This window comes from Alkalihalobacterium elongatum (genome assembly GCF_019024285.1).
Taxonomy (GTDB): domain Bacteria; phylum Bacillota; class Bacilli; order Bacillales; family Bacillaceae_F; genus Alkalihalobacterium; species Alkalihalobacterium elongatum.
Genome location: NZ_WMKZ01000002.1, coordinates 203,428 through 230,016, shown reverse-complemented (window position 1 = coordinate 230,016; position 26,589 = coordinate 203,428). Strand labels below are relative to the sequence as shown.

The window sequence follows — 26,589 nt, the reverse complement described above, 5'->3', positions numbered from 1 at the left end:
AGTGATTTACATATGGAGGAAATAAAAATGACATTCGTTACTGGATTGTTACAAGAACCACTGTTATTACTGTTTGTCATATTATTTTTAGGGTCATGGCTTGGTCAAATTAGTATAAAGGGTCTTCGCCTAGGAACAGCTGGAGTATTACTTGTAGCAATGGTTTTTGGTCATTTTGAATACGTGGTTTCACCAGTCGTCCAAAATTTTGGACTCAGCCTATTTATTGTTGCTATTGGTTTACAAGCTGGCCCCCGCTTTTTTAGAATGATGCGTTCGAGCGGTTTGATTTTTGGAATTATTGCTCTGCTAGTTGTCTTTGTTTCAGTACTAACGACAATTATTGTATCCAAAGCTTTCAATCTTTCACCAGCATTGAGCGTGGGACTAATGACAGGGGCGTTAACAAGTACTCCAGGACTTGCAGCAGCACTTCAAGCTACTAATGATCCGCTAGCATCGGTAGGATACGGAATCGCTTATCCTTTTGGTGTAATAGCTGTTGTGCTATTTGTTCAACTATTACCTCGAATTCAAAAAGTTGATCTTATACAAGATTTAAATGTAGCAAAAAACCCTGTAAAAAATAGTGAATCTCCAGAAGTGATGACAATTGAAGTCGTAAACACAAAAATAAACAAGCGAACATTAAGCGAATTGAAGTTTCCAAAAGTCAGTTCTGTTGTCATCAGTCGCGTTATTCGTAATCAGCGGACGATAATTGCTTTAAATGATACTGTAATATTGGTAGGGGATAAGCTTGTAACAGTTGGTAAGAAGTCTGACTTAGAAAGGTTTTGTCAACATATTGGAAAGAAAGTTGAAGTAAATCTAAATAATACTGATAATATCCAATTGAAAAAGGTAATCGTTGCTTCGGATGAAATGATCGGAAAAAGTATGAGAGAATTACGTTTGGGTAGAGATTTCGGTGTTACTGTAACTCGTATCGAGCGAAACGGAATAGAGCTTAATCAAAGTCCAAGAATGCGTTTAGAGCGAGGGGATGTTTTAACCATCGTAAGCACTGAAGACAGGCTAATAAATGTTGAAAAGCTATTCTCAAGAAGAAAATTGACAGTTACAAATGTACATATTTTTTCTTTAAGTATCATTTTGATTATGGGAATTTTGGTTGGCATGATTCCAATATCATTACCAGGCTTAGGAACAATAACACTTGGAGTTGCAGGTGGTCCATTGTTTGTAGCATTACTTATTGGTCACTTTGGAAAGTTAGGACCGATTCAAGCACGGTATTATGAACCTGCCAATGCAGTCATTCGAGATATAGGACTTGTCTTATTTTTAGCTGGTGCAGGAACTACCGCAGGACAAGGTCTTGTAGAAGTAATCTATAGTGAAGGACTAAGACTTGTTTTTGGTGGTACTTTAATAACGTTGGTTCCGATTATTTTAGGTTATTTTATTGCGAGGGGCCTATTTAAGCTAAGTGTTGTTCATTCCCTAGGTGCTCTTTGTGGTGGAATGACAAGTACACCAGGTCTCGGTGCAGTTAATCAATTGATTGATTCTGAAGACCCAGCAATAGCTTATGCTGCAGCCTATCCTTTTGCCTTAATATTAGTTGCTATTTCATCACAGTTAATTGTTTTTTTTCTGTAAAACATTGGAATTCAAACAAGCTCCAAATTAAAATACATATTAACAAAATGGTTTACCAGAGCTTTGTCATAAAACAAGTACAATTCTAAGAAAGCAAGAAAATAGCAGATATATTAAAAAGCGCATAGGAAAATAATAACCCCGATGCGCTTTTCGAAAATAACTGTTAACAGGTTCATTTTACAAATCAACATATTAACAGTTAATCTCTATTTTATTTTGCAAAAACATGATTACCAATTGTTATAGTATGTTGGCGTGTAGCAATCCAGTGATTTGTAGCGATACGTGGATTGTAGAAGAAAAGTGAACCAGAACCTTGTCCTCTAAATGCTAAAGCTTCATTAACGGCACGAATTGACTCAGCGTCAGCTGCTCTATTAATTCGACCGTTTTGTACAGGTGAAAATGCATAATAACCATTTGAAATCTCGTTAATTACACCGCGGACTGTGTTTGGGAAATCTTTGTGATCAACACGATTTAATACGACAGTTGCAACAGCTACTTTACCTGCATAAGGCTCACCTTCTGCTTCTGCACGAACTAAACGTGCCAATAAATCTCTTTCACTAGCAGTTACACCAGCAGGTATTGTCAATCTTTCCCCAGCCATAATCATATTTGAAGTTTTACTGTTTACACTTTTAATAGATGTTACAGGAACACCATATTGGTTTCCAATTGTCCATAAGCTTTCTCCAGATCTTACTGTATGGGTAGTATTTGCATCGGCAGTTGAAGTAAATCCAAATACTAATAGAGTCACAGTAACGATAAAACTAGATAACCATATTCTTTTTTTCATGTTGTAATTCCTCCTTTTGTTCTAGCAAGCTCACAAACTAGGCTAACAAGAATTCGAGGAGATTACCTTAGGAGATGTTTTCCAATTAATAGATTTAAATGAAAAAGGCCTTATATAACAAGGGTTTAGAGCATATATTACGAATCTATTACCAATTGTGTAATAGTCTCTAAAGTTTCAGAAAAGTAAGAGCAGGAGAAAGCTTTAAAGTACAGGAGATTCTTTTATTTATATAGCTTGGTAGAATTATGATAGATTATGAAATGCGTAAAAATGGGAAATGCTTACATCGACATTGCCTCTTATTATGCTACATTTGGTTTGTCGAAGGCTCTTCGTCAGAACAAAGTAAATGGAGGTATGACAATGAAAAAATTACTTACAACATCATTTGCGGCCCTTTTAATGACAAGTATGTTTACAACCGATGCAAATGCTTTTAGTGAAAAGGAAACGAAGGTAGCAACGGATCATCAAATTAAAATCAATTCTAAAACGATTAATCATGAGCAATTAGATATTCTTTTAAAAGATTTATATGCTAATAGGGATATTCAGTCAATTATAGAAAGAGTTCAAGCAAAATACCCTAATGTAAAAATTGAGCCTGTGAAGAGACAGCCAGGGAATCAAAATAATGAGAATCCTATAGACCAATCACAAGAAATCGTATACGAACAACCTAAAAACGGGGAACAAGCGAAACAGCCAGTTCCACAGCAACCTAATCCTTCTTTGCAGCCTAATCAATCCAATGATCAAGTACAGACAGGAATAACTGCAGAAGAACAAGAGATGGTAGATTTAGTAAACGCAGAACGTGCAAAAGTTGGCTTACCAGCTTTAAAAGTAAATACAGAGCTTACTAATGTAGCTCGGGTTAAGGCACAGGATATGATTGATAACAATTATTTCTCACATCAATCACCGAAATATGGTTCTCCTTTTGATATGCTACAACATTATGGTGTTTCATATCGAACTGCTGGTGAAAACTTAGCAGGAAATCAATCAGTAGAGGCAGCACATCGTGCACTTATGAATTCAGACGGTCACCGAGCAAATATCCTAAATAGTCACTATACAGAAGTGGGAATCGGTATTATTAACGGTGGACCATACGGAAAAATGTTCGTTCAAATGTTTAAAGGATAAATTGTAAATAAGAAAGAAGAGGATGTACCAAAAGCCTTAATTTTGGTGCATCCTCTTTTATGTTGTAATCAAAAATTAACACAAAAGTGTTAATTTTTTTACTATACTATAATTTGTAGGCATCGAGGTTAGCAGGGGGGAGAATACGTGATAAAGAAAATTAGCAGTATGCTTTTTATATATATAATTGGAGTTTTTATTGGATGTACAACAGTAAGTGCAAATGTAGAATTCGAATTTTCTGACGAGCTTTTTAGTGAGTCTGTTATATTAATTGATGGAAAGACTGGGGAAATTCTTTTTGAACAAAATAGTCAACAGCAAATGTATCCTGCGAGTATCACCAAAATTATTACTGGAATCTTGGCAATTGAGGAAGCTGAGTTATCAGACACAGTTATAGTAAGTAAAAATGCACGTGAGGTTATTGGTACTCGTGTTTATTTATTGGAAGGAGAAGAAGTCAGCCTAAAAAAACTCGTTCAGGGACTGTTAGTTAGCTCAGGTAATGATGCTGGATTAGCTATAGCTGAACATGTATCTGGTAGTGAAAAACAATTTGCAAAAAAAATGAACCAGTTTGTAAGGGGAAAGGTTGGTGTGGAGGAAACCAATTTTACTAACCCGCACGGTTTATTCGATGAAGACCATTACACAACTGCATATGATATGGCTAAAATTGCACAATATGCGATGAAAAATGATGTGTTTCGTGAAATTGTAAGCACAAAAGAGTTACCTTGGGTAGGTGAAGGATGGGAAACAACAATCTATAATCATAACAGGATGTTATGGAATTATGAGGGAGTAACTGGAATTAAAAATGGGTATGTTCAAAAATCAGGGTACACGTTAGTTACATCTGTAGAGCAAGGAAACACAGAGTTAATTGCTGTCACATTAAATGCACCTTCTTCAAAACATGCCTACCGGGACACTACTCGTTTGTTTGACTTTGGCTTTGACAACTTTGAAACAAAACGAATTCCGAAAGATTCTGAATTTGAAGATCCATTCGGTAACAACTATACATTAGCAGAAAATTTATATGTAACAACCCGAAAAGGTGAGTCCATTTTTTTAGATGTTAGTATTTATGGGTACTTAAAAGTAATTGGTAGAAATAACCAGTTAGTCGGCATACATGGCTTACAACGAATAGAAGAGCAATATACAAAAAGAACACCACGATTTTTAGCAAGTCTTGATAGGTAGAGCCATAAGAAAAGACTCGAGATCCAATATCTCGAGTCTTTTTTTCTTAGAATGACTTTGTGCACCTGTTGCTATGATGCTGTTTCGCGAATGGTATCGTCCTCCCAAATCATTCCCTTTACTTTAACGTTTGCAGGCAATAAAGGATGCTTTTTCAAGTAGTTAATACTCTTGCGTAAAATTTCATCTTCATCATGTTCCTCTAACCAGTTACCAAAGTCTGTTTGCTGATTGTTTAATGTATAGTTAAGTAAATCAATCGATTGTTTTGTACGATTGGATGCTGTCCAATCAAATTTATCTTGGTCTTTATTTTGATCCTTTACACTAACAAAAATAACTTCCTCTGTATCGTATTGGTGAGTTGATTTTACGATTGTTCGCAGTAAGGAGTCATATGGATGAACAATATAAGGCTGATATCCACTTATGACTGATACTTCATCTTCGTTTTTTTCTAAGGCATCAATAATTAATGGAATGGACTTATTACAATTACTGATGATTAAAGTGTTCTTCATATGGATCGCCTCCGTTTAAAAGATCTAAGATTAATATAACCATTGTGCAATCGAATAAAAGATAGGAATACCTATAGTTAAATTGAACGGGAATGTAATACCGAGTGCTAGGCCGAGATAGATTGATGGATTTGCATCAGGAACAGATGTACTCATAGCTGCAGGTGCTGCAATATAAGATGCACTTGCTGCTAATACGCCCATTAGTGTGGCACCACCTACAGATAATCCACAGGCCATACCAACAAATACACCCATTACTCCATAGAAGATTGGCATCACAATCGCAAATGATAATAATTTTAACCCGTGTTTTCTAACAACAGCTAAACGTTGACCAGCGATAAGTCCCATATTTAAAAGGAACAACGTAAGCATACTTGGATATAAATCGATAAATAGTGGTTGAATTAAAGGTTTACCATCAAGGCCTATGATCATTCCAATAACTAAACTTCCCGCTAGCAGTAGAATACTTTTACCTAAGAAGCATTCACGTAACTGCTCTTTACTCAATTTAAACGAGAAAGAAGGGGCGATAAAACCAACTTTGCGAACCGAAGCATCTTCAGTTTTGCGCTCTTTTAAAAACTCAAGTAATACGAGAGCTATTAGAATGGCAGGGATCTCCATTAAGACAACCATTGCGTTCATAAATGCTTCATAACTTATTGCTCGATTTTCTAAAAAAGCGGCTGCAGCACCGTACGTGACGATACTTACAGATCCATAAGTTGCAGCTAAGGCAATTGCATTTTTCGTATCAAGTTTTACTATTTTTCTTAAGTAAATAAGAGTAAGGATCGGAGTAAGGACACCTAAAAATATCGTTCCTAATATTGGTTTAGTCACTTCTGTAATTGAAAACTGTGACAGTTCAATACCACCTTTTAGACCGATCGCAATTAATAAATACAAGCTTAACGTTTCACCAAGTGCTTTTGGAAATGTAAAATTCGACCCAAGAGCAACTGCAACCATACCGAGGACAAAAAAGAGTACAGCTGGATTTAATAAGTTATCTATGACCATTTGTAACATTAGTTTCTCCACTCCTTAGCTTTAATAATAAAACTCAATTAAATAGAAAAAGACCAGCCATGTAAGAATTCATACAGGCTGGTCTATCATTTCCGTATCAACTGATACTGAAATAAATCTCCCAAAGGATTTAATTAGTTATCTAATTTGGCTTCTAAGTCTTCAGCCAAAGTAAAGACAATGATCCGCTCGCCACTTCTAGTACTAATATCGGTATGGAAGCATTTCGCTTCGACACCTGTCATTTCATGAATGAGTTTTTTTAAGTCAGCACTGCCAGTTTCGATTAATTCTGATCGATTACGTTTAACGGCTAGCATTCCAGTTTCAGATCTTGTTAACGCTTGCTCAGCGGGTGTCAGAATACCTTTTAGTTGTATAATTAGTAGATTTCTAAGAATATCGGTTTTCACTTGAACAGAACCTCTACCTAAATATTCTTTTTCCCATTGCGTTAATGTTTTGCTAATCTCAGATTCAAGAAGTCCTTTCTTCTTATTCATAGCACCCACCTCCATCTCCTAAGTATAGCAAAAATTGCGTAAAAAAACGGTATACCGCCCTTAATTTTAAAAAAGGGAGATATACCGATTATTTCGAATCATTACTTATTTTTACTCGTAGGTTCTCATTTCACCTCTGCGATTTAATCACAGCGATGCACTGCTAACCTTGTAAAGGAAAATAAGCAAGTATTTTAAACAATTCGGTGAACATTTTCAATTAATTTTATTATATATTCAGAATTTAGAAAGTGTCAATAAAAACTTTTTATGCCAAATTTTACAGTGAATTATGGAGAGATTATGGTATCTTAATAATAGGTTCAATTTTTGTATGATGTCGGCGGAAGAGATATTTTATTATAAAAGTTTATGTGTATAAACTCCAATATTTAGAATAAATAAAAAGTATACGGAAAAAATGGATATAAAATTCTTATAGATATTTGTTTAACAGAATATGAAGATCGTTTACGTCTGGGAGCGTGAAGTCATGTATGTATTTATTATTAACCCGACCTCTGGGAATGGTAGAGGGGGAATTGTTTGGAAGTCAATTGAAAGTGAACTAATTCGTAAAAAAACAAACTTTAAGGCACATCTAACAAGAGATAAAGCACAGGTAGCAGAAATTATTAAAGGGCTTAATCCTGAATTGACCACGGCTGTTGTTGTAGTGGGTGGGGATGGAACGGTCCATGATGTAGTGAATTGCTTACAACATATGAAAATTCCCTTAGGGATTATTCCAGCGGGGACGGGAAATGACTATGCACGTTCAATGTCTATTCCTAAAAATTATGAACAAGCACTGGAACGAATTTTATCTGGTGAGAAGAAAAAAATTGATATTTTACATGTTGGAGAGCGAATTTGTATGACGGTCATTGGAATAGGCTTTGATGGAAAAGTCGCTCAGTTGGCCAATGAATCGAAATCAAAAAAATTATTAAATAATATTGGTCTTGGTAAATTTACATATTTAATTATTGTACTAAAACTATTATTTAAGTATAAACCAACAAAAGTTACATTAGAACTTGATAATGTTACTTATGAATTTGAAAAAGTATGGCTCATCGCTGTTGCTAATCTTCCGTATTATGGTGGAGGGATGTACATTTGCCCTCATGCAATAAGTGATGATGGAGCATTTGATGTCTGTATTGTAAATAACATCTCAAAGTTCAAGATCCTACAAATCTTCCCTAAAGTATTCCAAGGGCAGCATATTAATCATCCTGCAGTAACTGTATTAAAAGGAAAAACCATTAAAGTTATATCTGATATTCCTGTCATCATCCATGGGGACGGTGAAATTATCGGGGAAACTCCTGTGGAGGTCACTGTAAAAAAAGATGTTCTAGACATTGTATAAAATAATAGAAGATGCCTATCCAGCAATACATAGTGTCATAAGGAATGTGAAAAAATATCCTTAGCACACTTATATTGAAGGGTAGGTTTTTTTTATGAAATCACGGGGGGGCTTTTTGGTAGTTGCTATTTTTGTAGCTATTAATATGGGTTAGTATGAGCACTAATAGACAAACAGCTTCGACAAAAAGTTATTGATGCATGAATAAGAGCTTCTTGCTCTTCTTTTAATTGTTACTTACAATTACGGACTCGAGTAAGGCTAATCAATTCTTCAACTTTTGTATAAACTGATGAAATTGCTTTAGGGCAATTATAAGAATGGCTTCAGTTGTATTTTTGTCTGGTGCCATTTTAACTTCATTAAAATAGGCTTTAATTTCATCTAGTTGTTCCACCTGTTCTCTATAAAGCTTTACGTTTATTAAACGAGTTTCAACACCTAAATGCTGTGCCTGTTCGTTTATATTTTCTATAGTTTTTTCTAGTTCTTCAACTTGTCTGTAGTAAGCTTCAAATTGTTTTTCGCGCTCTGTTTTCATTATTTCAGTTCTCCTTTCACTTACTTTCTTTTTTCACATAGCATGAATATGATGACAATAATTTAAGGACGAATACCTTCGCGAATTAAATTATACTGCATATAATGTAATGTCAAGAAAGGGAGAGTTCGTATGGGGACAGTAGCTACTGATCGATGGATTAAGTGCTATATAGAGGCAGCAAGTAAAAGCTCGTTTACTCAAAAAAACTGGAATGTTCAGATGAAGACTATTATTGAACCTGTTTCACGTCATTTTCATCATTTACCTGTATATAATCTTCACCGTTTGTTACTTGAACAAGGACTCTTTACTCCTGATCAAGATGTGAGTCCGATTTATACTCATATGAGAAAACTAAAGATGTGGGCATATGTTCAAAAAATATATAGTGAACTAAAGCGAGAATGGGAAGGGCCATCCGTTAAAATCATTATATTACCAGGAAATGAAACAAATGAAATAATTATGGATAGTTTAGGCGGAAAGATGGGCATTGGTTTCGTAGATAAAGTTATCCTGTTTGTAACATCTAAGACTAATCATTTTGATTTAAGAACGCTATTAACACATGAATATAATCATAGTTGCAGGTTAATGAACTTAAATAAACGGGAAAATGAATTAACTCTACTTGATTCACTGATTGTTGAAGGTTTGGCTGAATACGGAGTCCGAGAAAAATGCGGGAAACGAGCTTTGGGAAAGTGGCATCAAGAATTCTCAAAGGAAAAGCTGCAACACTATTGGGATCATTACTATAGAGAACGGATTGGAGTAAAAGGTAAGCATTACCACCGTCCATTTTTATTTGGAAGTGAAGCAATAGGCATCCCTTTATGGACGGGATATGCCATAGGATTTGAAATCGTCTGCTCGATGATGGAACAGAAACAGCATAGTATAAAAAAGCTTTTGTCACTGGACTCCGAAATAATCTTAAAGGAATCGTCTTTTAAAGACTAATTTGCCCTCTTTATAGTTTGTTAAAGAGGGTTTTTTTGTTTAAATAGCTAAATAGTAAATTAGGAGATAGTTTGAACTGGATGAGCATCTAATAGTTGAGGGGAGGAGATGAAAATTTTTAGAGTTTTTTCTTTATTAGTTGGCTTTGGCTTAGCTGTTGCAGGTGGGGTTAGTTTACTTGCCTATTTAAATTTATTAACTGCTGGATATGATTTCATCACATACCTCCGCTTTATTTCAACTAGAATTGAGTTATATATGGTAATTGTTGGGGGTCTGATTATTACGTTATCAATATATTGGCCAACAAAACGAAAAAAGAAATAAAAAATTAGCATAATTTTTATTTGGAATGAATATAGTACTTGTGGAATAAATTGCCTAACCTCTGACTATACTGATGGTACAAGCACTTAAACGTGAGGGGGGCGATTTTGTTGGTCCACATTCGGGATGTTTGGATTAATTGGTTTGAAGGTGAAGAAAATGGTTACAATGTGTGTGATTTTTATGAATGGAGAACTGATGACAGGATCGAAGTGCTAGATCAAGCGATTGTTATCAAGGTTACTCGACAACTTTTTACTTATATTGAAAATAACTTAGCAGATTTACCAGAGAAGTTGTTAGAAGATGTACATCGCAAAAGTTACTTAAGAAAAAACATGTCACGTATTCAACTAGACTATTGTTTCATTGCAACTGATGGTGAACGAATAATAGCAGTTGATACAATCGGCTACAAAACACCAATACGTAAAAGTAGACTAACGCCTAGACAAGAGCAAATTGTCTTAGAGTTAATTGAATCAGAAACAATGGAAGTTTATGATCTTGAAGAAGTTGAATTTGGAAAAGAATACCATATACTTTCTCCAAGCCCAGATGAAATGAGGGGGCTGACGAGAAAAGAACGTCAACTGAAGCAATTGCTTTTTATGGCACTTGATCAACTGTATTCTACTGGTAATGCAGCAGAGATTCGATACTGGTATACAGAATGGGAACCAGCGAAGTATATGGAAATTCAAGCAATGAGTTTTGAAGAGGTATGGAATGGTTTATTTGAAGAGGTTAGAAATGGTTGGTCAAAGAGACATTATAATCTTTGTGAAGCCATCGTGAAAGGACAACCCTTTTTTGAAAAACTATGGGAGCTTGAGCATGGTGAAAGTGTAAAGTAAAATTACATAAAAAATTGGAGAACATATAGTTCTCCTTTTTTGCATTGTTTTCTAAAGGTTCATTTCTCATAGGTTGTTGCGAAAACAGCCTTTCTAAAAATGTTCAAAATGTGAGCATTTTTGGAAAGGTTTGATCAGACATTTACACAGTAGCCTATGTTATCTATAATAAAATAGTAGATCTCTATAGAACTGTGTATGGATGTTCTAAATCTATTGGAGGAGGGATAGTCGTGGATGGATTTGTACACTTTCTAATGCAACTTTTAACTGTTGTAGTAGTGGTTGGAACATTTGGAGTTTCTTTCTTAGTTGGTGCGATTTGGAAGAAGCAAAAAGGATATTAATGCAATCATAAATTATTATAAAAACAAGGAGTAGAGATGATCTCTACTCCTTGTTTTTATCGTTTTTTTCTCCCTAAGCCCATGGCACGTTCAGCTTTCGCAAGCATTTTAGTAGCTACGCGGTTTGCTTTTTCAGCACCTTGGTCTAAGATGTCATCAAGTTCGGTTGAGTTAATTAATTCGTCATACCGTTGTTTAATTGGGCTTAGAGCTTCAACAACTACATGAGCTAAATCTTCCTTAAACTCTCCATAGCCCTTTCCTTCGTACATAGAGGTAATTTCATCATATGATTTACCTGAACATAATGAATAGATGGACATCAGGTTAGCAATTGCTGGTTTATTTTTTTTATCATAATGAACAGAGTTATCGGAATCAGTAACTGCACTTTTCATTTTCTTAATAATAGTTTTATCATCGTCAAGCATAGAAATGTAGCTTTTTGCATTTGGATTGGACTTGCTCATTTTTTTCGATGGGTCATTAAGTGACATAATACGAGCTCCCACTTTAGGAATTTGAACTTCAGGTATCGTAAAAATGTCGTTATATTTTTTATTAAAACGTTCAGCTAAATCCCTAGTTAATTCTAAATGTTGTTTCTGGTCTTCACCAACAGGTACGATATCCGTTTGATAAAGAAGAATATCTGCAGCCATTAACGGTGGGTATGTTAGTAATGCCGCTGATACAGCTTCTTTTCCATCAGACTTATCTTTAAATTGCGTCATTCGCTCAAGTTCACCTATGTAGGAAACACATTGCATGATCCAGCCTAATTGTGCGTGTGCAGGCACTTCTGATTGAATGAACAACGTTGATTTTTCAGGATCAATTCCTGCAGCAATATAAAGAGCGGCCAAGCTTTTTATATTTTTACGTAGTTCTGCCTTATCTTGTGGCACTGTAATAGCATGTTGATCTACGATACAGAAAAAACAATTATGATTCTCTTGCATGTCTACAAAATGCTTCATTGCTCCTAAGTAATTTCCTAATGTTAATGTACCACTCGGTTGTATACCAGAGAAAACAGTTTTCATTTACCTCTTCCTTTCCAAAAAACGTATGTATACATCATCTTATCGAATTATGATGAAAGAGTAAATAAAATTACTTAGATTAAGTTATTATCAAGAATTTGTAATAGGGTATGTTTTTTCTTCTTTTACGAATAATATTTTTAATAAGTCTTGATAAAAAGAATGTTATTCATATCTTAGCTTGAGGGAAAGAGGGAAAACAGGATGAAGGCCAGACCATTAATTTTTTCTGCTTCAATTGGACAAGGTCATCAACAAGCCGCTAAAGCGCTATACACAGAGCTTGAAAAAAAGGGGTATTATCCGAAGATTATTGATACCTTTTATAACCTAAGTCCTTTGTTGCATCACTGTATTGTGAAAAGTTACTTAAACTTACTCAAATTAGGTCCAGCGGTTTGGAGAAAGATTTACTTTAATGCAGAAAAGCAATCATACTTCCTTTATATTGATCGATTTAGCACATTATTTACGGACCGGCTTCATAAACTGATTGGAGAAGAAGAGAATGTCCCATTTATTATTTCAACACATCCGTTTGTAACACCATTTCTGACAACAGTAAAGAAGAGAAGAAACGTAAATATTCCAATCTATTATGTAATCACGGATTTTTTAATGCACCCAGCTTATTTAAGAGATGGTGTTGATCGGTATTTTACAGCTGATCCTACGTCGTTCCATTTTGCAAAAAAGAATAATTATCCTGTCGATCGCTTCTGTTTAACAGGAATCCCAGTCCCACGTCACCCCGCGTTCTCTGCGACTAAATCTAAAAGTCGTGAAACTCTTGGGTTAGACGAGAATAAAAAAATTGTTCTCATAGCTGGTGGCGGTTTTGGATTAGCAAAGTATGGGAAGGTTATCCGAGCACTAGAACAATGTAATGAAGAATTAATGATTATATGTATGACAGGGACTAATTTAAAGGCTGCAAAGAAAATTGAAAACTTTAAGAGTAAACATTCCTTAAAAGTATTACCTTTTACTGATCTTTTTTTAGACTATTTACGAGCAAGTGATGTAGTCATCTCAAAATCAGGTGGACTAACGATGTCAGAGGCACTTATCTGTGAAACACCAATTATAATTTATAAGCCAGTACCAGGTCATGAAGAACACAATGCGCAATTTTTAGTAGAAAAAGGAGCAGCTGTTAAAATACAGAACGATGAAGAACTACCGTTGATTATCAAAAGAGTTCTATTTCAAAAAAAACTCAGTGAAGAAATGCGACATTCGGCTAGGAAGATTAAAAGACCTACAGCTGCTGAAGAGATAGTCGAGGAAATAATCTTGGCATTAGAGCAAAATAAACAAGCTGTGCGATAAGTATATTAACGATGTTGTTTCTTTTTCCATATGTGAATTGAAAATAATCCGATCGTAATGATGAATAAAACAAAAAATACTAAATCGTTACTATAATTAAGTTGATTTGAAATTATAACAAACAGTCCTAATAAAATTGTCATCATAAGTGTAGAAATTTGAAGAATATTCATAAAAAAACCTCATTCTCATTAATATTAAAAATAGTATAACAAACGTGTATCCGTTCGGACAAAGGGGTGAAGTGATGCAACAGCGAAAAAATGCAATTTTTAGTTGTCTTTTATTTTTTCTTTTATTTGGAGTTGCCTACTTATATGAAGGATCCAATCATATATTTAGACAAGTAGATGAGGCAGTAGCAGCCACTTCGAAAGTAGGTGCATTTGAAAACGATGTTGCACCAAACTTTGAATTATTAAATTTAGAAGGGAAAAAGGTTTCCCTAGATGATTTCCGTGGGCAGAAGGTTATCTTGAACTTTTTTGCAACTTGGTGTCCACCATGCCAGGAGGAAATGCCCCTATTAGTTAATCTAGATGAGCAATTAAAGGATAAGAATATTGTGTTGCTTGGCGTGAATATGACGAGTCAAGAAAGAAACGCAAATGATATTCGCCCGTTTTTATCACAGTATCAAGCCAAATATGATGTTGTTTTTGACGTAGATGGAAAAGCCATGAAGGATTACAATATCATCGGCATTCCAACGACTTTTTTAGTGAATGAAAAGGGAATGATTGAAAAAAGAATTAATGGTATCGTAACACCAAATCATATTCCACTTCTTCTTGGAAAATAGGAAGGCTAATACAAACAATAAAACGAATGATCTTGCAATAAAATCATTCGTTTTTATTGTTTTCGTCTTCTTGTTCCTGACTATTTTTAATGAACAAATATTAGATACGATGATACAAAGTAAATGATAATTAAAAGTATAGATGGAAAAGCATACGATTTAGCTGAACTATAATTCTTTCTTAGTAACGAATACATTACAATAACAGAAAGAACGGAAACAGCAGCTGCTGTAATTTGGTTAACTGGCGACACAAAGGAAAGAACGGCACCTTTTTGATACAGAACATCAGTACCTACTAAGATAAGCATGTTAAAAAGGTTACTACCTAAGATGGAGCCGATCGCTAAATTATAATTCCGTAACTGAATGGCAATTAACACAGCAACTGCTTCAGGCAAAGATGTTGTGGCAGCTATTAAGAAACTTCCAACGAAGCTAGATCCAAGCCCAGTTATAACGGCAATTCGGTCACCCGTAATAGTAAGTAAGGAACCAGTAATTAAAATAATGACAGCAGCAATACTAAACCCATAAATAGCTCTTCTAAGTGAAATTGCCGAAGTATTAAGCTTATTTTCTTCTTCCTCAAGAGCAGGCTCTTCAATAATTTGTGCTTCATTTTTAGAACGATTTGTTAGCACATACATACCCACTGCATATATTAATACTATTATGAGGGTATCCATGCCCATCCCTAGAAATGTGATATTTAATCGTAAAGTTAAGGCCAAAAGAGATGTTACAGCTAGTAAAAGACCGATACTTGCGGTGTAAAAATGTTCGTTAGATGCTCCATTGAAAATTTGCTTTCTTCTGTAATATAAATCGAAAAAGGCAAGAATGAGCAGGTTAAACATATTACTTCCTAGAACATTTCCAATTGCTATGTCAGGGTTATCAAGAACGATCGCAGAAATACTAGTTGTAACCTCTGGAAGTGATGTAGCCCCTGCTAAAAAGATCGTTCCAACCAACATACCACCTAGAGCTGTTTTTTCACTTAAAACATCAGCATAAGTGGAAAGTTTGATAGCACAAATTACCGTAGCAACTGCACATAATAAAAAAATAATAAATACCATAAATAATTCCCCTCTCTCCATTTCCACACAAAAAAGACCCTTTTATGAGAGTTTACCCGTTAAAATAAACACTCATAAAAAGGTCTTGCGTACTTTGTCTTGTAAATTATGACAAAGCTTAATGAACCGAGTGTTTCCACCGTAATGACGATTCATTAACCTAGGAAGGTCGCTACTCCCCTTTTTAGGACTTATGTGATTAAATTCAATTTAGCATAGGATATAGTGAGCGTCAATAAAAAAATCTTTGGCGTAATAACCAAAGATTTTTCAAACAGACTTCCTATATAAGTGCTCTTCGATTTGTGCATCAACGAGAGCGTCAAGATGTTTGATTAGTTGTAATGCTTTATCATTACTTATTTTTCGGTAATGATGATTTCCATTCGGTTCTTCATCTAATTGATCTGCAAGTGCTACTACTTTTTGTAAATTATTTAGTTCTAACTGACCATCTGGTAAATATGAGTCCGTATGAAGGAGTATCGCCAAAGCAACTTGCTTTGCTTTCCTAGGATCTTCACCAAGCCGAACTAATAGCTTATGGGCTCGTTCTGCACCTTTAATGGCGTGAATATCATTTTCTTTGTAAAGCTCAAAATCCCATTGACCGTTTTTATACCAAGTATAGTGTCCGATATCATGAAGAAAGGCGGCTTTCGTAGCTAAATCAGGATTAACATCGAATTTTTTTGAAAGCTTGAGGGCATTGTATGCTGTAGCGATCGCATGGGCTAAACCAGACCGCTTTACATATTTTTGTGTGACAGGGTGACTATAAATTTCTAACAATGTTACATTTCTCATTTTTCCTTTCCCTCCTCATGTTAGATCTTCTCTTACGTATTCAAGGTATTTTTTCTATTATATTGAGTAAGAAGCTGTTTTGCAACCACTATTTTCTCATTGGACAAAAAAACAAGTTATCCTACAAAATATCCCAATAGTTCTTTTATGGTAGTTCTTTTTACAATGGTAAGGTTTTACGAATAACGCTATAATTTTCCTTGGAGGGATTAATATGTATATAACCGTTGATGAATTAGCAGAGTATTTAGCTTTACCCCTAGAATATTTGCAGGACCAAATTCGCAAAGGAAATATTAAGGCGATATTTGATGGTAATCAATATTTAGTCAATAAAAATCAATTTGAATGGCATAAACAACAGCTCGATTTAAAGATAGAAGAGCTTCGAAGAGAAGCATTGGAAGATATCCCAGACGATATTGATGTTAAAGACGAGGATTAAGACATACATATTAAAAAAGGACAAATCATAACTGTAAAGGCATGAAAGGCGTGAGAAGATGGGGAAAAAAATAATAAAGTTACTGATGATCGTGTTTACTTTATTTGTAGTTGTTCAAGAGGTAAATGCTGAAGGGAACGGGGGTAGTTCGGTTCAATTCCATTCTGTAAAGGATATCGTACAAAAAGATTTAGAAGTTCCAGCACGAATGGCACGCTTTGTCTTTGATTCAGGTTATACATTTGAATATCCTGATGCCGTTAGAGGGATTTATGTTACTGGCAATTCAGCTGGCGGTGAAAGGATGAATAGTCTCATCGAGTTAATCGAAACGACCGAGCTTAATGCAATGGTAATCGATATCAAAGATGACCACGGCTATTTAACGTATAAGCCTGAAAAAAATTCACCGTTTTATAACATTTCACAAAACTACATTAAAGACACAGAAGATTTAATGAAAACTTTGGAGGAAAAGGAAATTTATCCAATTGCACGCGTCGTTGTATTTAAAGACAGCATCTTGGCTGAAAAAAAACCAGAACTATCATTTAAAACACCAGATGGTAAAGTGTGGAAAAATCGTCGTGGGGAAGCTTTTGTAAATCCCTTTTTAAAGGAAGTTTGGGATTATAATGTGGCGATTGCTGAAAAAGCAGCGAAAATGGGATTTAAAGAAATACAATTTGATTATGTCCGCTTCCCAGAAGGCTTTGAACGCAGAGACGATGAATTAAAGTACAGTGTAGGAGAGTATGAAGGTGGCGACGGAGATAATATCCAAAAGCGAGTTACCGCTGTAGCCGATTTTGTTGCCTATGCAAGAGAACAATTAGCACCATATGATGTTGATGTTTCCGTCGATATTTTTGGTTACGCAGCAACAATCCCAGAAGCTCCAGGAATTGGTCAAAACTTCTCAAAGATATCTGAAAATGTCGATGTCATCTCATCCATGATTTATCCGAGTCATTGGACGTCTTACTTTGGGATCGATAAGCCAGATTTATACCCTTATGAGCTCGTTGATGCTTATGCTAAAGTGGAAAATGAATTATTAGGAACATTAGAAACACCGCCAGTATCAAGACCATGGATTCAAGATTTTACTGCCAGCTGGTTAGGAGCAGGCAATTACAAAAGTTACGGCAAAGAAGAAGTTGAAGCACAGATTAGAGCATTAAAAGATAACGGGATTAACGAATATCTACTGTGGAATGCGAGTAACCGTTATACACCAGGTGTTAATTATACGCCATAAATAAAAAGGTGACCGATCAAAGTTGGTCACCTTTTTTAATGGGTCCTTACGCCGCTAAACGGGCGTTTCCGCTTTTCTTATTGTCTAGCTCCAGGTGCTATCGGCTCGAGGTCGCTTCGGTCCATCAAACGTGTCCAAAGAGCATGACACTATTTGCTGGCCCTCCAGCGCTTGTCACCGATAAGCAGGGCGTTTCCGCTTTTCTTATTGCCTGCCGCCGACTTTTTTCCAGCCTGTTTGAACACTTGATGATTTCGTTTTAAATTTGTCTACATTTCCTCGTCCGAAAACTTTCATGCCAAATACATTTGTAACTGTACCCATTAGTGCTGTAAATCCAATAATACATAGTGCAAGTAATACAAAATCGATAACTAAGTTACCCATCTAAAATCCCCCTATTGATGATTGCATCTTACCATTTATTGTACAGAAGGATATGTGAAAATGAAAGGGATTTCAAAAAAAGAGATAGACACTTTAATTAATCAGTTCTTTAATGCACTAACAAAAAGGGAAGGAATGCTAACATATGAGAGAAAATGAAGGTATTTATATAAGAAAGAGAATAGATTACTGCTCATGAGAAAATTTTATTAAATGCTGGTAATAACCCCCTGTTAGTGCCGTTTATTGTAGGAACATTCTTGCATATAATAAAGAGACTAAAGACAAATGGAGGTCATAGTCAAGTGAATTGGTATGAAAAGCTTAATCAGTATTTTCCAATTGAAGAAATGAAATCAAAGGAACACATGGAATTACTCTTAGCAGAGAAGTCTGAAATATATTTTAAAGATGAAAGCGAAGATCATGTCCTCATGTACGTAGAAATGGATGACTTTGTTTTTATCGATTATTTGTTTGTGTCAAAAAATGCAAGGGGAAAAGGGACAGGAAAAAAATTAATTGATAAATTGAAAAAGAAAGGAAAACCGATTATTCTTGAAGTAGAACCAATTGACTATGAAGATACAGATACACAAAAAAGACAGCGGTTCTATGCAAGAGAAGGTTTTAAGCATGCCGAGTCCATTGGATATCGTAGACGGTCGCTTGCAACAAACGAAATCAATGAGCTTGAAATTCTATATTGGTCGCCAACCGATGAGTCAGAAGAAAGTATTTATGAAAAGATGAAAAAAACGTACGAAACGATTCACACTTACAAAGATAAACAGTTGTATGGTCAGTCTTATAGCCCCGTAGATGATGTTTTAACATTTGATGAAGAGGTTGTCGAACAACAAGAACAAATCTAATTTGCTATGTAAGGTGGTGAGAACGATGAAGGGGAGAGAGAAGAGCAAAAGAAGAAAGCGTGAACTTCTAAAAGAGTTGCTCCGTAAAAAATTGAGAAACTTAAAAGAAGCTCCAAAACGTAGACCCGCCACCAATACGAAGACAATTGCATAAATTGTTGTATGCAAAAGCAGACTCTTAGTGTCAAAGAGTGCTGCTTTTTTTTTAATGTTTGACATAAAGACAGTAGCTTATACGTAATTTCTTTTAACAACATACAGATAGGATATGTAAATAAATACCTTAAAGGGGGTGCTTTTTTGAACATCAAAGTTTCAATAATTATTCCCTCATATAATCGTTATCCGTTAAACTTACTCTCATTATATTCTTTAGAGAATCAAGAATTTGACCTCTCAAAGATGGAAGTAATTTTAATTGATGATCATTCAACAGACCAAACGACTAACTTAAAAAGTTATAAACCACCATATCATTTTAGATATATTCGAAACAACAATAAAAACTTAGGTAGATCTAGAACTCGTAATTTAGGGATTAAATTAGCAAGAGGAGAAATTTTAATTTTTTTAGATGCAGAAGTAATTGTAGAGCCTAACTTTGTAAAAGCACATTATCAACAACATCTATCAAAAGAGTCATTGGTTTGCATAGGGAAACAATACAAAAAATTATATTCTTGTTTATTACCTAGATTTAATCAAAAGCAAATTGAACAAGTCAGTTCCATTTTGCAAAAAAAACCAAGAGTTCAGAAACGAATTATGAGGGAGATAGGAACTAAAAGTTTAGATGGAAAAAATTTTAATCAAAGTATACGAAATATTAAACAGCCAATACAACTACTATTTAAAGAGGATATAAAGTCAATAAATGTTCTAAAGGATTTTTCAACAAATGCAATGGAATATAATAATCTATTAAAGGCAAAAGCTAATTTACCTTTTTTACCTTGGACTAGTTGCGTGACAATGAATCTTTCTATAAGGAAAACGGTCATTGAGAAAGTTGGTGGATTTGAGGAAACATTTATAGGGTGGGGGCTAGAGGATTATGAATTAGGCTTTAAGCTTTATAAATCAGGTGTAAAAATCGTTGTAGTAAATGTGACAGTGTATCATCAAGAACACCCAATGAATAGGGAGAAAATTGTGGAAGAAGCTAAGAATTTAGTGAAGTTTCAAAGAAAACATCCTTGTATAGATATATTAGTTTTATCTTTGAAATATTTAATTGTTCCTAATAGGTTAAAGGTAATGAATGATGTAGTTGGTGAGTTCTATTCACTTCCTATTGGACAATACAGTCTTTTTAAAAAAGAAATATTTACAATGTTAGAAAAAATTTCACTATTAAAGGCTGATGAAAAGAAAATCACAAATTTGTTAACAGGGGAAAGTTCTGCACATATCGCCGCAAAAAGAAAAAATCTTAATGTAGAACGTGAAAAATTAAAGAAAGCTGGCTTTGAGAAATTAGTATTACTAATGGATTTATTAATGAAACAATAAAAAAGCTATGATACGGACCAAGATAAAAAATTTTTATTGGGGGGAATAGTATGGTTGCAAAAGAATTATTATTTCCAACTACTCCACTAGAGAAAATGAAAAACAAGGAGTATGATGTATTAATCATTGGTACAGGAGCTGGTGGTGCTGCATCAGTTTTACGATTATGTGAAAAGTGGAGAAATAAGAAAAAGCAAATTGCAGTAATAGAAGCTGGAGGAAGTGTATTACCTGCACATGCGAATAATATGAAGGTAAAAAATCCAGAATCCTACTATTACAAGGTATCAAATTCATATGGAGAACATCTTAATCAATTTTCTGGAGCTAGAGAATTACTTGCCCTAGGTGGAAGGACTTTATTCTGGGGCAATGTTTGTCCTAGAATGCCAACTGAAGAAATCAATTCCTGGCCCATTTCTGAGATTGAAATGAAAAAATATTATGATATAGCGGAAAAGAAATTAAATGTTACTAAAGCTTTTGATCCGTCAATACCGATATTTCAAAATTTTATAAATAGTGGTTATAAAGATGTTCAAAGCTTTCCTTTAGCGGTAACTAGATTGCCAAAAAACTCCGTCAAGTTTTTTTCTTCACTATTATTCTTAAATGAAGCATTTAAAAATAAACCTTTTGATATAGCAATAAATTCGAGGGTAACAAAGGTATTAATAAATAATAATAAAACTGTAGGAGTAAAAGTTCATTCTGTAGATGGTAAAGAATGTATTCTAAGATCTAAAAATATTATACTTGCAACTGGTGCAATAGAAACACCACGTTTACTACTCTATTCTGGTATTAAAGGAAAAGCCATTGGCCATTACTTAACCAATCATTCATTTGTTAAAGCTTTTTGTAATACAAAAAACTATAAGAAGGCCTCAATTCTTTTACCTCAAACTGTTAATCGTCCCTATCAAATTCAAATATATATAAATAAAGGAAAAGCTGCTTTAGCTAGCTTCGGAAGAGTAGAATCAAGCTTTGAAAATAAGGTTTATATTAATAAAAAAGATCAGGATATTAGAGGAGTATCAAAAGCTAAAATTAATTTCTCCTACAGTAAAAATGATCTATTAATTATCAATGAAATGAAAAAAGAATTAGAGAAGGTCGCCACAATAATTGGTGGATCAATTAATTCAAGAGATGGTAAGCCCAGCATTCAAGTCCAGGAACCAGGAGCAGATTATCATGAGGCATGTACATGTCGAATGGGAACAGATCCAACTATTTCGGTAACCGATCCATATGGAAAAGTCCACGGTATAGCAGGGTTATATATTACGGATAACAGTGTTCTACCTACTATAGGAGCTGTTAATCCAGTTTTAACAACCGTAGCTTTGTCATTTCGAACAGTTGATTCAATTGTACAGAATTAGGATAATGTCTGACTTGGAGGGAAGAAATGAGTAATTATAATATTATTGAAACTTATCCTAAAAACCGAATATTAAGTGGCGGAGTTCTATGTAATTTACAGTATCCAAATAAAAAAGTAACACCTGACTTTTTATATGGACAGGTTGCGATAGATAAATCTGCAAATAGAGGGTCATTAAATTGGCTACGTTGGGAAAAAGGGAGATGGGTAAAAACAGTTATTACAACAAATTATAGTGTCCAAGTTGGAATGGAAGTTGCTGACATCACAGGCAATGGAAAGCTAGATGTAATATTTGGTGAATGGCACAATAATTTTACGTGGTTAAAAAGGAAGGGACGCCCGGGGGGAAATGTTTACTGGGCCGAACAACCCGCTGACCCCATTAAAGGTAAGTGGAATATCCATAAAGTTGCAGCAAACTGTATTGATCCTCACGATATATTAGTTGGAGATATTTCTGGTCAGGGCCATTCGGATATTTTAGTAAGAAACAAGCATGGAAAATTAAGTTGGTATAGAAGTCAAAAAAACGTGAGAAAAGAATGGATAGAAACAGTTATATCAAATAAATTAGCTGGTGATGGTACAGCATTGTATGATATTAAAGGGAAAGGTAGTATGGATGTAATTACAGCACAAGGTATTTTTGAAAATTTAGATGGAAGAGGTACACAGTGGAAATTTACTCCTTTTCCTGTCGATGATTTAAATTTACACCCTGAAACACGGATAGCAGTCAGCGATCTAATGAATGATGGCTCAATATCAGTAGTTATCACAGAATCAGAATTGGATGCCAAAGCTAGGATAATACTTTTGCATTCCTCAAATAAAGGGAAAACATGGACGCGAAAAATATTAATTGATAAAAGACGTGATTTTAGAGGTCTGCATACACTACAACTGTTTGATATCAATGGTGATGGTTTATTAGATATTTTCACAGCAGAGATGGAAAATGAAAGAACTGACGGTGTAAATAGAAAGCCTAAATGGAAATTATTTGTAAATTATGGGAATTTAAACTTTGAAGAACTGGATATTCTAGATGAGAATCTTGGTGCCCATCAAGGAAAAATCGGCTATATTAGTGGAGTTCAAAGCCCAGATATCATCGCAAAAGACTGGTTGCCGAATAAGATTAATGCGTGTGAGGGTAAAAATCATATAGTTCATCTTCGAGGCTTACAATATAAAAATTAGTTTATAGTAACGAATAAATAAAAAGAGGCTGTCTATTATTATTTAGACAGCCTCTTCCTCTATGTGAGTAAGATTTTTTTACAATGTTTAAATGAGAAACTCTTGTTTCTTTAGCTTCTTTTCTTTTCGTAAATCAAATGCGTAGTAAATAACAGGTATAAGAATTAATGTTATGAACGTAGAAAAGCTTAAACCAAACACGATAACAATTGCCATCGGCTGCTGGACTTCTGTTCCTTCTCCAAAACCTAATGTAAGAGGAATAAGACCAAGTATTGTTGTTAAAGCAGTCATTAAGATTGGGCGTAGACGTGTTGGTCCCGCCTCGACGATTGCTTCGAAGCTAGGAAGACCTTTTTGTTTTAATGTATTAATATAATCAATTAATACAATCGCATTATTAACAACAATTCCTGTTAAAATTAAAATACCTACGAGAGAACCAACACCAAATGGCTGAAAAGTCACGAGAAGACCAAAGACAATTCCTATAAGTGTGATAGGAACGCTAAACATAATGATAAAAGGGTAAAATAGTGACTCAAATCGCGCAGCCATAACCATGTAAACTAACACGACAGCTAGACCAATCGCACCTGCTAATTTAAAGAAAGCATCATTCATTTGCTCGTTTTGACCACCAAAGCTTATACGATAGCCTGTAGGTAGTAAAGGAGCTAGCTCTTCTTTTAGCACTTCCTGAATATCATTTACGACACTACCTAAATCTCTATTCAAAATCGATGCAGTAACGGTTACTTCTCGTAGTCGATTAGCACGTCGAATGGTACTCGGTCCTTGATCTCTTGCAATTGTAGCAACTGCCTCAAGCGGGATACGTTCTCCTGTAGGAGTATCGATAAGCAACTGATTAAGCTCGTCGACTGAAGACGTATAACGCTCTTCGACTACAAGTCTAACATCGAGTTCATCTCCACCTCTAGCTAATCGTGTCGCAACCATACCTCTTGTTGCATTATTAACAGCACTAGCAATTTGAGCACTTCCTACACCATAGTTAGCAGCACGCTCACGATCAACAGCAACCGTAATTTCTGGACTTCCGACCGTGAAGTTTGAAGAAGGCTCTCTCACTCCATCCACTTCAGAAATGAGGCGAATTACTTCATTAGATAATTGATGTAATGTTTGTAAGTCACGACCTTTAACTGTAATTGAAATTGGATTTTCTGAAAAGCCTGTGTCACTCGCTGATACCGAAATTTCCGCACCAGGAATATCCTGTAAAAGGTTACGAATGTCTTCAGCGATTATTAAATCGGTTTTTGTTCTCTTATTAGGTTCTTTTAATAAAATACTATAAGAGGCTCGGTTGGTTTGTGTACCAGCACCTATCGTAAAGTTATCGGTACCGCCGACAGTTACATAAATCAAATCAATTTCTGGAAGATCCTTAATTCGTTCTTCAATTTCAGTGGCTACTTCATAGGTACTGTCAAGTGAGCTCCCCGCAGGAAGTCTCGTGTCAATGCTTATAAAACTTTGATCCTGTGCTGGAAGAAATTCTGTTCCTATAAAGGGTATTCCAGCTAGAGAGATGGCAAATAAAGCAAAGGTACTAAATATTACCGTTTTAGGGCGCTTTAAAGATCTTTCTAATATTTTTCTATAAAACCCAGATAGCCTTTGAAATCCCTGTTGAAAAAAGGAAGTATCTTCATTCACTTTCATAAAAGTTGAAGATAACAAAGGTACAATGATTAATGCAGTAAATAAAGAAGCAAACAGAGAAAAGGCAACAGTTAATGCAAGCGGTTTAAATAATTGTGCTGCTAACCCCTCCACAAAAATAATCGGTAAAAATACGACAATTGTAGTGAGCGTCGAAGCGATAATTGCACCGCCGATTTCAGTTGTCCCTTCAATAGCTGCTTCTTTGATTGACATTCCTTTTTGGCGTAACCGATAAATGTTTTCTAATATAACGATGGCATTATCGACCATCATACCGACACCTAATGCTAGTCCCCCAAGTGTTAATACATTTAAGGTTTGGCCGCTAAAATACATAAATAAAAATGTCGTAATAATAGAAATAGGAATAGAGAATCCAATAATCATTGTACTTCTGAAATTTCTCAAAAATAAATAAAGGACCGTACCAGCTAAAATACTCCCAAGAACTATATTCCAGGCTACAGCACGAATAGATTGTTCAATAAAGCGGCTTTGATCGAAAATCGTTTTTATTTCAACACCTTGTGGAAGCAGTTCATTAAGCTCCTCTAGTTGTCGGTTGATGTTTCTAGCAACAGCAACAGTATTTGTCCCTGATGCTTTCAGAACTGAAATCCCGACACTTGGTTGTCCGTTCAAGTAACTCGCTTGGGTAGTTGGTTTTAAGGTTTCAACGATATCTGCAATATCCGATAAGGGCAATATTCCTTCACTTGTTGGAATCGGTAATGTTTTTATATCGTAGATTGATGTAAATTGACCAGTTATTCTTATTGGTAAGTTTAAGTTGAAGTCTTGGAGCTGCCCACCTGGTAGATTTAAATTTTCACTTGCTATAATTTGTTGGAGCTCTGTTAGCGTTAACCCGTATGCTGTTAAGCGATTAGGATCAATATGAAGTTGAATTTCTTGTTCGGCTCCGCCCTCAATTTGAACGGAAGCAACTCCATCAACTGCATCTAATAATGGACTAATATCATTTTCAGCAAATTTCCTCGCTTCAATTATATTTCCATCTGGAGCACTCACGGCTAGCTGTACGATAGGTAGAAGACTCGGATCAAACCGTAGTACTTGGGGTGTAGGGACTTCATTTGGCAATCCTTCTCGGATCATATCGATACGCTCCCGCATGTTTAAGGTAGCAAAGTCCATATCTGTACCCCAGTCGAAGGCAACTAGTATAAGTGCACCACCTGTCCGTGAAGTAGAAGAGACTGATTCAACACTTGGTAAACTGGACATCATTTCTTCAATCGGTTGCGTTATCAGCTGTTCGATTTCTTCGGGACCCGCTCCCTCATAGGAAGCTGTAACGGCAACGATAGGAAAACTGAGCTCTGGAAATAAATCAACAGATAAATCCCGTAATGAAACGATGCCTAGTATGATAACTAGGCAAATAACCATACCCATTGCAACGGGTCTAAGAACTGATAGTTTAGCGATCTTCAT

General features: G+C 35.1%; 27 protein-coding genes. 16 read left to right on the top strand and 11 right to left on the bottom strand.

Annotated features, from left to right (window positions below):
* The first annotated feature begins 27 nt into the window (after positions 1 to 27).
* Positions 28 to 1,626, top strand: a complete 1,599-nt coding sequence (locus GKP30_RS04995) for an aspartate:alanine exchanger family transporter (protein ID WP_216828306.1) — start codon at positions 28 to 30, stop codon at positions 1,624 to 1,626.
* Between the two features lie 214 nt (positions 1,627 to 1,840).
* Here the strand turns inward: GKP30_RS04995 and GKP30_RS04990 are convergent, their stop codons facing one another.
* Complete coding sequence (locus GKP30_RS04990) at positions 1,841 to 2,434, bottom strand: cell wall hydrolase (RefSeq protein WP_216828305.1); 594 nt, start codon at positions 2,432 to 2,434, stop codon at positions 1,841 to 1,843.
* Between the two features lie 366 nt (positions 2,435 to 2,800).
* Between GKP30_RS04990 and GKP30_RS04985 the strand changes: the two genes are divergently transcribed.
* Entirely contained in the window at positions 2,801 to 3,589 is a 789-nt protein-coding gene (locus tag GKP30_RS04985; protein ID WP_216828304.1) for a CAP domain-containing protein, read from the top strand.
* A 147-nt stretch (positions 3,590 to 3,736) separates the two neighbouring features.
* A complete protein-coding gene (locus GKP30_RS04980) occupies positions 3,737 to 4,804 on the top strand; it encodes a D-alanyl-D-alanine carboxypeptidase family protein (RefSeq protein WP_328703119.1) in 1,068 nt (355 codons plus the stop codon).
* A 71-nt stretch (positions 4,805 to 4,875) separates the two neighbouring features.
* Here GKP30_RS04980 and GKP30_RS04975 read toward each other — a convergent pair whose 3' ends face one another.
* The 3 genes from GKP30_RS04975 to GKP30_RS04965 form a co-directional block, all read right to left on the bottom strand.
* A complete protein-coding gene (locus tag GKP30_RS04975) occupies positions 4,876 to 5,325 on the bottom strand; it encodes a carbonic anhydrase (protein WP_216828303.1) in 450 nt (149 codons plus the stop codon).
* Between the two features lie 30 nt (positions 5,326 to 5,355).
* The gene (locus GKP30_RS04970; RefSeq protein WP_216828302.1) at positions 5,356 to 6,366 is read right to left on the bottom strand and encodes a sodium-dependent bicarbonate transport family permease; all 1,011 of its coding nucleotides are present in this window, start codon (positions 6,364 to 6,366) and stop codon (positions 5,356 to 5,358) included.
* 134 nt (positions 6,367 to 6,500) lie between these two features.
* Positions 6,501 to 6,869, bottom strand: coding sequence for a DUF2294 domain-containing protein (locus GKP30_RS04965; protein ID WP_216828301.1), 369 nt, complete (start codon positions 6,867 to 6,869; stop codon positions 6,501 to 6,503).
* A 493-nt stretch (positions 6,870 to 7,362) separates the two neighbouring features.
* Here GKP30_RS04965 and GKP30_RS04960 point away from each other — a divergent pair, with 493 nt between their 5' ends.
* Positions 7,363 to 8,247 (top strand): diacylglycerol/lipid kinase family protein, encoded by an 885-nt coding sequence (locus GKP30_RS04960; protein ID WP_216828300.1) that lies wholly within the window; start codon positions 7,363 to 7,365, stop codon positions 8,245 to 8,247.
* A gap of 265 nt (positions 8,248 to 8,512) precedes the next feature.
* Here GKP30_RS04960 and GKP30_RS04955 read toward each other — a convergent pair whose 3' ends face one another.
* Positions 8,513 to 8,788, bottom strand: a complete 276-nt coding sequence (locus tag GKP30_RS04955) for a hypothetical protein (protein ID WP_216828299.1) — start codon at positions 8,786 to 8,788, stop codon at positions 8,513 to 8,515.
* Between the two features lie 132 nt (positions 8,789 to 8,920).
* On the opposite strand from GKP30_RS04955, the gene GKP30_RS04950 reads away from it, so the two are divergent.
* The 3 genes from GKP30_RS04950 (at position 8,921) to GKP30_RS04940 (ending at position 10,938) form a co-directional block, all read left to right on the top strand.
* Entirely contained in the window at positions 8,921 to 9,754 is an 834-nt protein-coding gene (locus tag GKP30_RS04950) for a DUF2268 domain-containing protein (protein ID WP_216828298.1), read from the top strand.
* A gap of 108 nt (positions 9,755 to 9,862) precedes the next feature.
* The gene (locus tag GKP30_RS04945) at positions 9,863 to 10,081 is read left to right on the top strand and encodes a hypothetical protein (protein WP_216828297.1); all 219 of its coding nucleotides are present in this window, start codon (positions 9,863 to 9,865) and stop codon (positions 10,079 to 10,081) included.
* A gap of 110 nt (positions 10,082 to 10,191) precedes the next feature.
* Entirely contained in the window at positions 10,192 to 10,938 is a 747-nt protein-coding gene (locus GKP30_RS04940) for a YjbA family protein (RefSeq protein ID WP_216828296.1), read from the top strand.
* Positions 10,939 to 11,341: 403 nt separating this feature from the next.
* Here the strand turns inward: GKP30_RS04940 and trpS are convergent, their stop codons facing one another.
* Positions 11,342 to 12,331, bottom strand: coding sequence for a tryptophan--tRNA ligase (gene trpS, locus GKP30_RS04935; RefSeq protein WP_216828295.1), 990 nt, complete (start codon positions 12,329 to 12,331; stop codon positions 11,342 to 11,344).
* A gap of 204 nt (positions 12,332 to 12,535) precedes the next feature.
* Between trpS and GKP30_RS04930 the strand changes: the two genes are divergently transcribed.
* Positions 12,536 to 13,663: an MGDG synthase family glycosyltransferase gene (locus tag GKP30_RS04930; protein WP_216828294.1), complete on the top strand. Its 1,128-nt coding sequence runs from the start codon at positions 12,536 to 12,538 to the stop codon at positions 13,661 to 13,663.
* Between the two features lie 5 nt (positions 13,664 to 13,668).
* On the opposite strand, the gene GKP30_RS04925 is transcribed toward GKP30_RS04930, so the two are convergent.
* Positions 13,669 to 13,836 carry a hypothetical protein gene (locus tag GKP30_RS04925; RefSeq protein WP_216828293.1) on the bottom strand — a complete coding sequence of 56 codons (168 nt, stop codon included), beginning with the start codon at positions 13,834 to 13,836 and terminating at the stop codon, positions 13,669 to 13,671.
* Positions 13,837 to 13,910: 74 nt separating this feature from the next.
* On the opposite strand from GKP30_RS04925, the gene GKP30_RS04920 reads away from it, so the two are divergent.
* The gene (locus GKP30_RS04920; protein ID WP_216828292.1) at positions 13,911 to 14,465 is read left to right on the top strand and encodes a peroxiredoxin family protein; all 555 of its coding nucleotides are present in this window, start codon (positions 13,911 to 13,913) and stop codon (positions 14,463 to 14,465) included.
* A gap of 86 nt (positions 14,466 to 14,551) precedes the next feature.
* Here the strand turns inward: GKP30_RS04920 and GKP30_RS04915 are convergent, their stop codons facing one another.
* Both GKP30_RS04915 and GKP30_RS04910 read right to left on the bottom strand, forming a co-directional pair.
* Positions 14,552 to 15,550: a sodium:calcium antiporter gene (locus GKP30_RS04915; protein WP_216828291.1), complete on the bottom strand. Its 999-nt coding sequence runs from the start codon at positions 15,548 to 15,550 to the stop codon at positions 14,552 to 14,554.
* 270 nt (positions 15,551 to 15,820) lie between these two features.
* Positions 15,821 to 16,357 carry an HD domain-containing protein gene (locus GKP30_RS04910; RefSeq protein ID WP_216828290.1) on the bottom strand — a complete coding sequence of 179 codons (537 nt, stop codon included), beginning with the start codon at positions 16,355 to 16,357 and terminating at the stop codon, positions 15,821 to 15,823.
* A gap of 214 nt (positions 16,358 to 16,571) precedes the next feature.
* On the opposite strand from GKP30_RS04910, the gene GKP30_RS04905 reads away from it, so the two are divergent.
* Positions 16,572 to 16,802, top strand: a complete 231-nt coding sequence (locus GKP30_RS04905; protein ID WP_216828289.1) for an excisionase family DNA-binding protein — start codon at positions 16,572 to 16,574, stop codon at positions 16,800 to 16,802.
* Between the two features lie 58 nt (positions 16,803 to 16,860).
* On the top strand, positions 16,861 to 18,063 hold the full coding sequence (locus GKP30_RS04900; RefSeq protein WP_216828288.1) for a putative glycoside hydrolase: 1,203 nt from the start codon (positions 16,861 to 16,863) through the stop codon (positions 18,061 to 18,063).
* Between the two features lie 204 nt (positions 18,064 to 18,267).
* On the opposite strand, the gene GKP30_RS04895 is transcribed toward GKP30_RS04900, so the two are convergent.
* Positions 18,268 to 18,450: a hypothetical protein gene (locus GKP30_RS04895; protein ID WP_216828287.1), complete on the bottom strand. Its 183-nt coding sequence runs from the start codon at positions 18,448 to 18,450 to the stop codon at positions 18,268 to 18,270.
* Between the two features lie 305 nt (positions 18,451 to 18,755).
* Between GKP30_RS04895 and GKP30_RS04890 the strand changes: the two genes are divergently transcribed.
* The 5 genes from GKP30_RS04890 (at position 18,756) to GKP30_RS04875 (ending at position 23,436) form a co-directional block, all read left to right on the top strand.
* Positions 18,756 to 19,325 carry a GNAT family N-acetyltransferase gene (locus GKP30_RS04890; protein WP_216828286.1) on the top strand — a complete coding sequence of 190 codons (570 nt, stop codon included), beginning with the start codon at positions 18,756 to 18,758 and terminating at the stop codon, positions 19,323 to 19,325.
* 25 nt (positions 19,326 to 19,350) lie between these two features.
* Positions 19,351 to 19,479, top strand: a complete 129-nt coding sequence (locus GKP30_RS23725) for a hypothetical protein (protein ID WP_268884660.1) — start codon at positions 19,351 to 19,353, stop codon at positions 19,477 to 19,479.
* A gap of 146 nt (positions 19,480 to 19,625) precedes the next feature.
* Positions 19,626 to 20,837, top strand: coding sequence for a glycosyltransferase family 2 protein (locus GKP30_RS04885; RefSeq protein ID WP_216828285.1), 1,212 nt, complete (start codon positions 19,626 to 19,628; stop codon positions 20,835 to 20,837).
* A 50-nt stretch (positions 20,838 to 20,887) separates the two neighbouring features.
* Entirely contained in the window at positions 20,888 to 22,228 is a 1,341-nt protein-coding gene (locus tag GKP30_RS04880) for a GMC oxidoreductase (RefSeq protein ID WP_216828284.1), read from the top strand.
* A 26-nt stretch (positions 22,229 to 22,254) separates the two neighbouring features.
* Positions 22,255 to 23,436, top strand: a complete 1,182-nt coding sequence (locus tag GKP30_RS04875) for a hypothetical protein (RefSeq protein ID WP_216828283.1) — start codon at positions 22,255 to 22,257, stop codon at positions 23,434 to 23,436.
* Positions 23,437 to 23,523: 87 nt separating this feature from the next.
* On the opposite strand, the gene GKP30_RS04870 is transcribed toward GKP30_RS04875, so the two are convergent.
* Positions 23,524 to 26,589: an efflux RND transporter permease subunit gene (locus tag GKP30_RS04870; protein WP_216828282.1), complete on the bottom strand. Its 3,066-nt coding sequence runs from the start codon at positions 26,587 to 26,589 to the stop codon at positions 23,524 to 23,526.

Bases quoted from the DNA above. Each gene is read 5' to 3' on its own strand.
- GKP30_RS04995 (WP_216828306.1), top strand. From the start codon at position 28: ATGACATTCGTTACTGGATTGTTACAAGAACCACTGTTATTACTGTTT.
- GKP30_RS04990 (WP_216828305.1), bottom strand. From the start codon at position 2,434: ATGAAAAAAAGAATATGGTTATCTAGTTTTATCGTTACTGTGACTCTA.
- GKP30_RS04985 (WP_216828304.1), top strand. From the start codon at position 2,801: ATGAAAAAATTACTTACAACATCATTTGCGGCCCTTTTAATGACAAGT.
- GKP30_RS04975 (WP_216828303.1), bottom strand. From the start codon at position 5,325: ATGAAGAACACTTTAATCATCAGTAATTGTAATAAGTCCATTCCATTA.
- GKP30_RS04970 (WP_216828302.1), bottom strand. From the start codon at position 6,366: ATGTTACAAATGGTCATAGATAACTTATTAAATCCAGCTGTACTCTTT.
- GKP30_RS04965 (WP_216828301.1), bottom strand. From the start codon at position 6,869: ATGAATAAGAAGAAAGGACTTCTTGAATCTGAGATTAGCAAAACATTA.
- GKP30_RS04960 (WP_216828300.1), top strand. From the start codon at position 7,363: ATGTATGTATTTATTATTAACCCGACCTCTGGGAATGGTAGAGGGGGA.
- GKP30_RS04955 (WP_216828299.1), bottom strand. From the start codon at position 8,788: ATGAAAACAGAGCGCGAAAAACAATTTGAAGCTTACTACAGACAAGTT.
- GKP30_RS04950 (WP_216828298.1), top strand. From the start codon at position 8,921: ATGGGGACAGTAGCTACTGATCGATGGATTAAGTGCTATATAGAGGCA.
- GKP30_RS04945 (WP_216828297.1), top strand. From the start codon at position 9,863: ATGAAAATTTTTAGAGTTTTTTCTTTATTAGTTGGCTTTGGCTTAGCT.
- trpS (WP_216828295.1), bottom strand. From the start codon at position 12,331: ATGAAAACTGTTTTCTCTGGTATACAACCGAGTGGTACATTAACATTA.
- GKP30_RS04930 (WP_216828294.1), top strand. From the start codon at position 12,536: ATGAAGGCCAGACCATTAATTTTTTCTGCTTCAATTGGACAAGGTCAT.
- GKP30_RS04925 (WP_216828293.1), bottom strand. From the start codon at position 13,836: ATGAATATTCTTCAAATTTCTACACTTATGATGACAATTTTATTAGGA.
- GKP30_RS04920 (WP_216828292.1), top strand. From the start codon at position 13,911: ATGCAACAGCGAAAAAATGCAATTTTTAGTTGTCTTTTATTTTTTCTT.
- GKP30_RS04915 (WP_216828291.1), bottom strand. From the start codon at position 15,550: ATGGTATTTATTATTTTTTTATTATGTGCAGTTGCTACGGTAATTTGT.
- GKP30_RS04910 (WP_216828290.1), bottom strand. From the start codon at position 16,357: ATGAGAAATGTAACATTGTTAGAAATTTATAGTCACCCTGTCACACAA.
- GKP30_RS04905 (WP_216828289.1), top strand. From the start codon at position 16,572: ATGTATATAACCGTTGATGAATTAGCAGAGTATTTAGCTTTACCCCTA.
- GKP30_RS04900 (WP_216828288.1), top strand. From the start codon at position 16,861: ATGGGGAAAAAAATAATAAAGTTACTGATGATCGTGTTTACTTTATTT.
- GKP30_RS04895 (WP_216828287.1), bottom strand. From the start codon at position 18,450: ATGGGTAACTTAGTTATCGATTTTGTATTACTTGCACTATGTATTATT.
- GKP30_RS23725 (WP_268884660.1), top strand. From the start codon at position 19,351: ATGAAGGGGAGAGAGAAGAGCAAAAGAAGAAAGCGTGAACTTCTAAAA.
- GKP30_RS04880 (WP_216828284.1), top strand. From the start codon at position 20,888: ATGGTTGCAAAAGAATTATTATTTCCAACTACTCCACTAGAGAAAATG.
- GKP30_RS04875 (WP_216828283.1), top strand. From the start codon at position 22,255: ATGAGTAATTATAATATTATTGAAACTTATCCTAAAAACCGAATATTA.
- GKP30_RS04870 (WP_216828282.1), bottom strand. From the start codon at position 26,589: ATGAAGATCGCTAAACTATCAGTTCTTAGACCCGTTGCAATGGGTATG.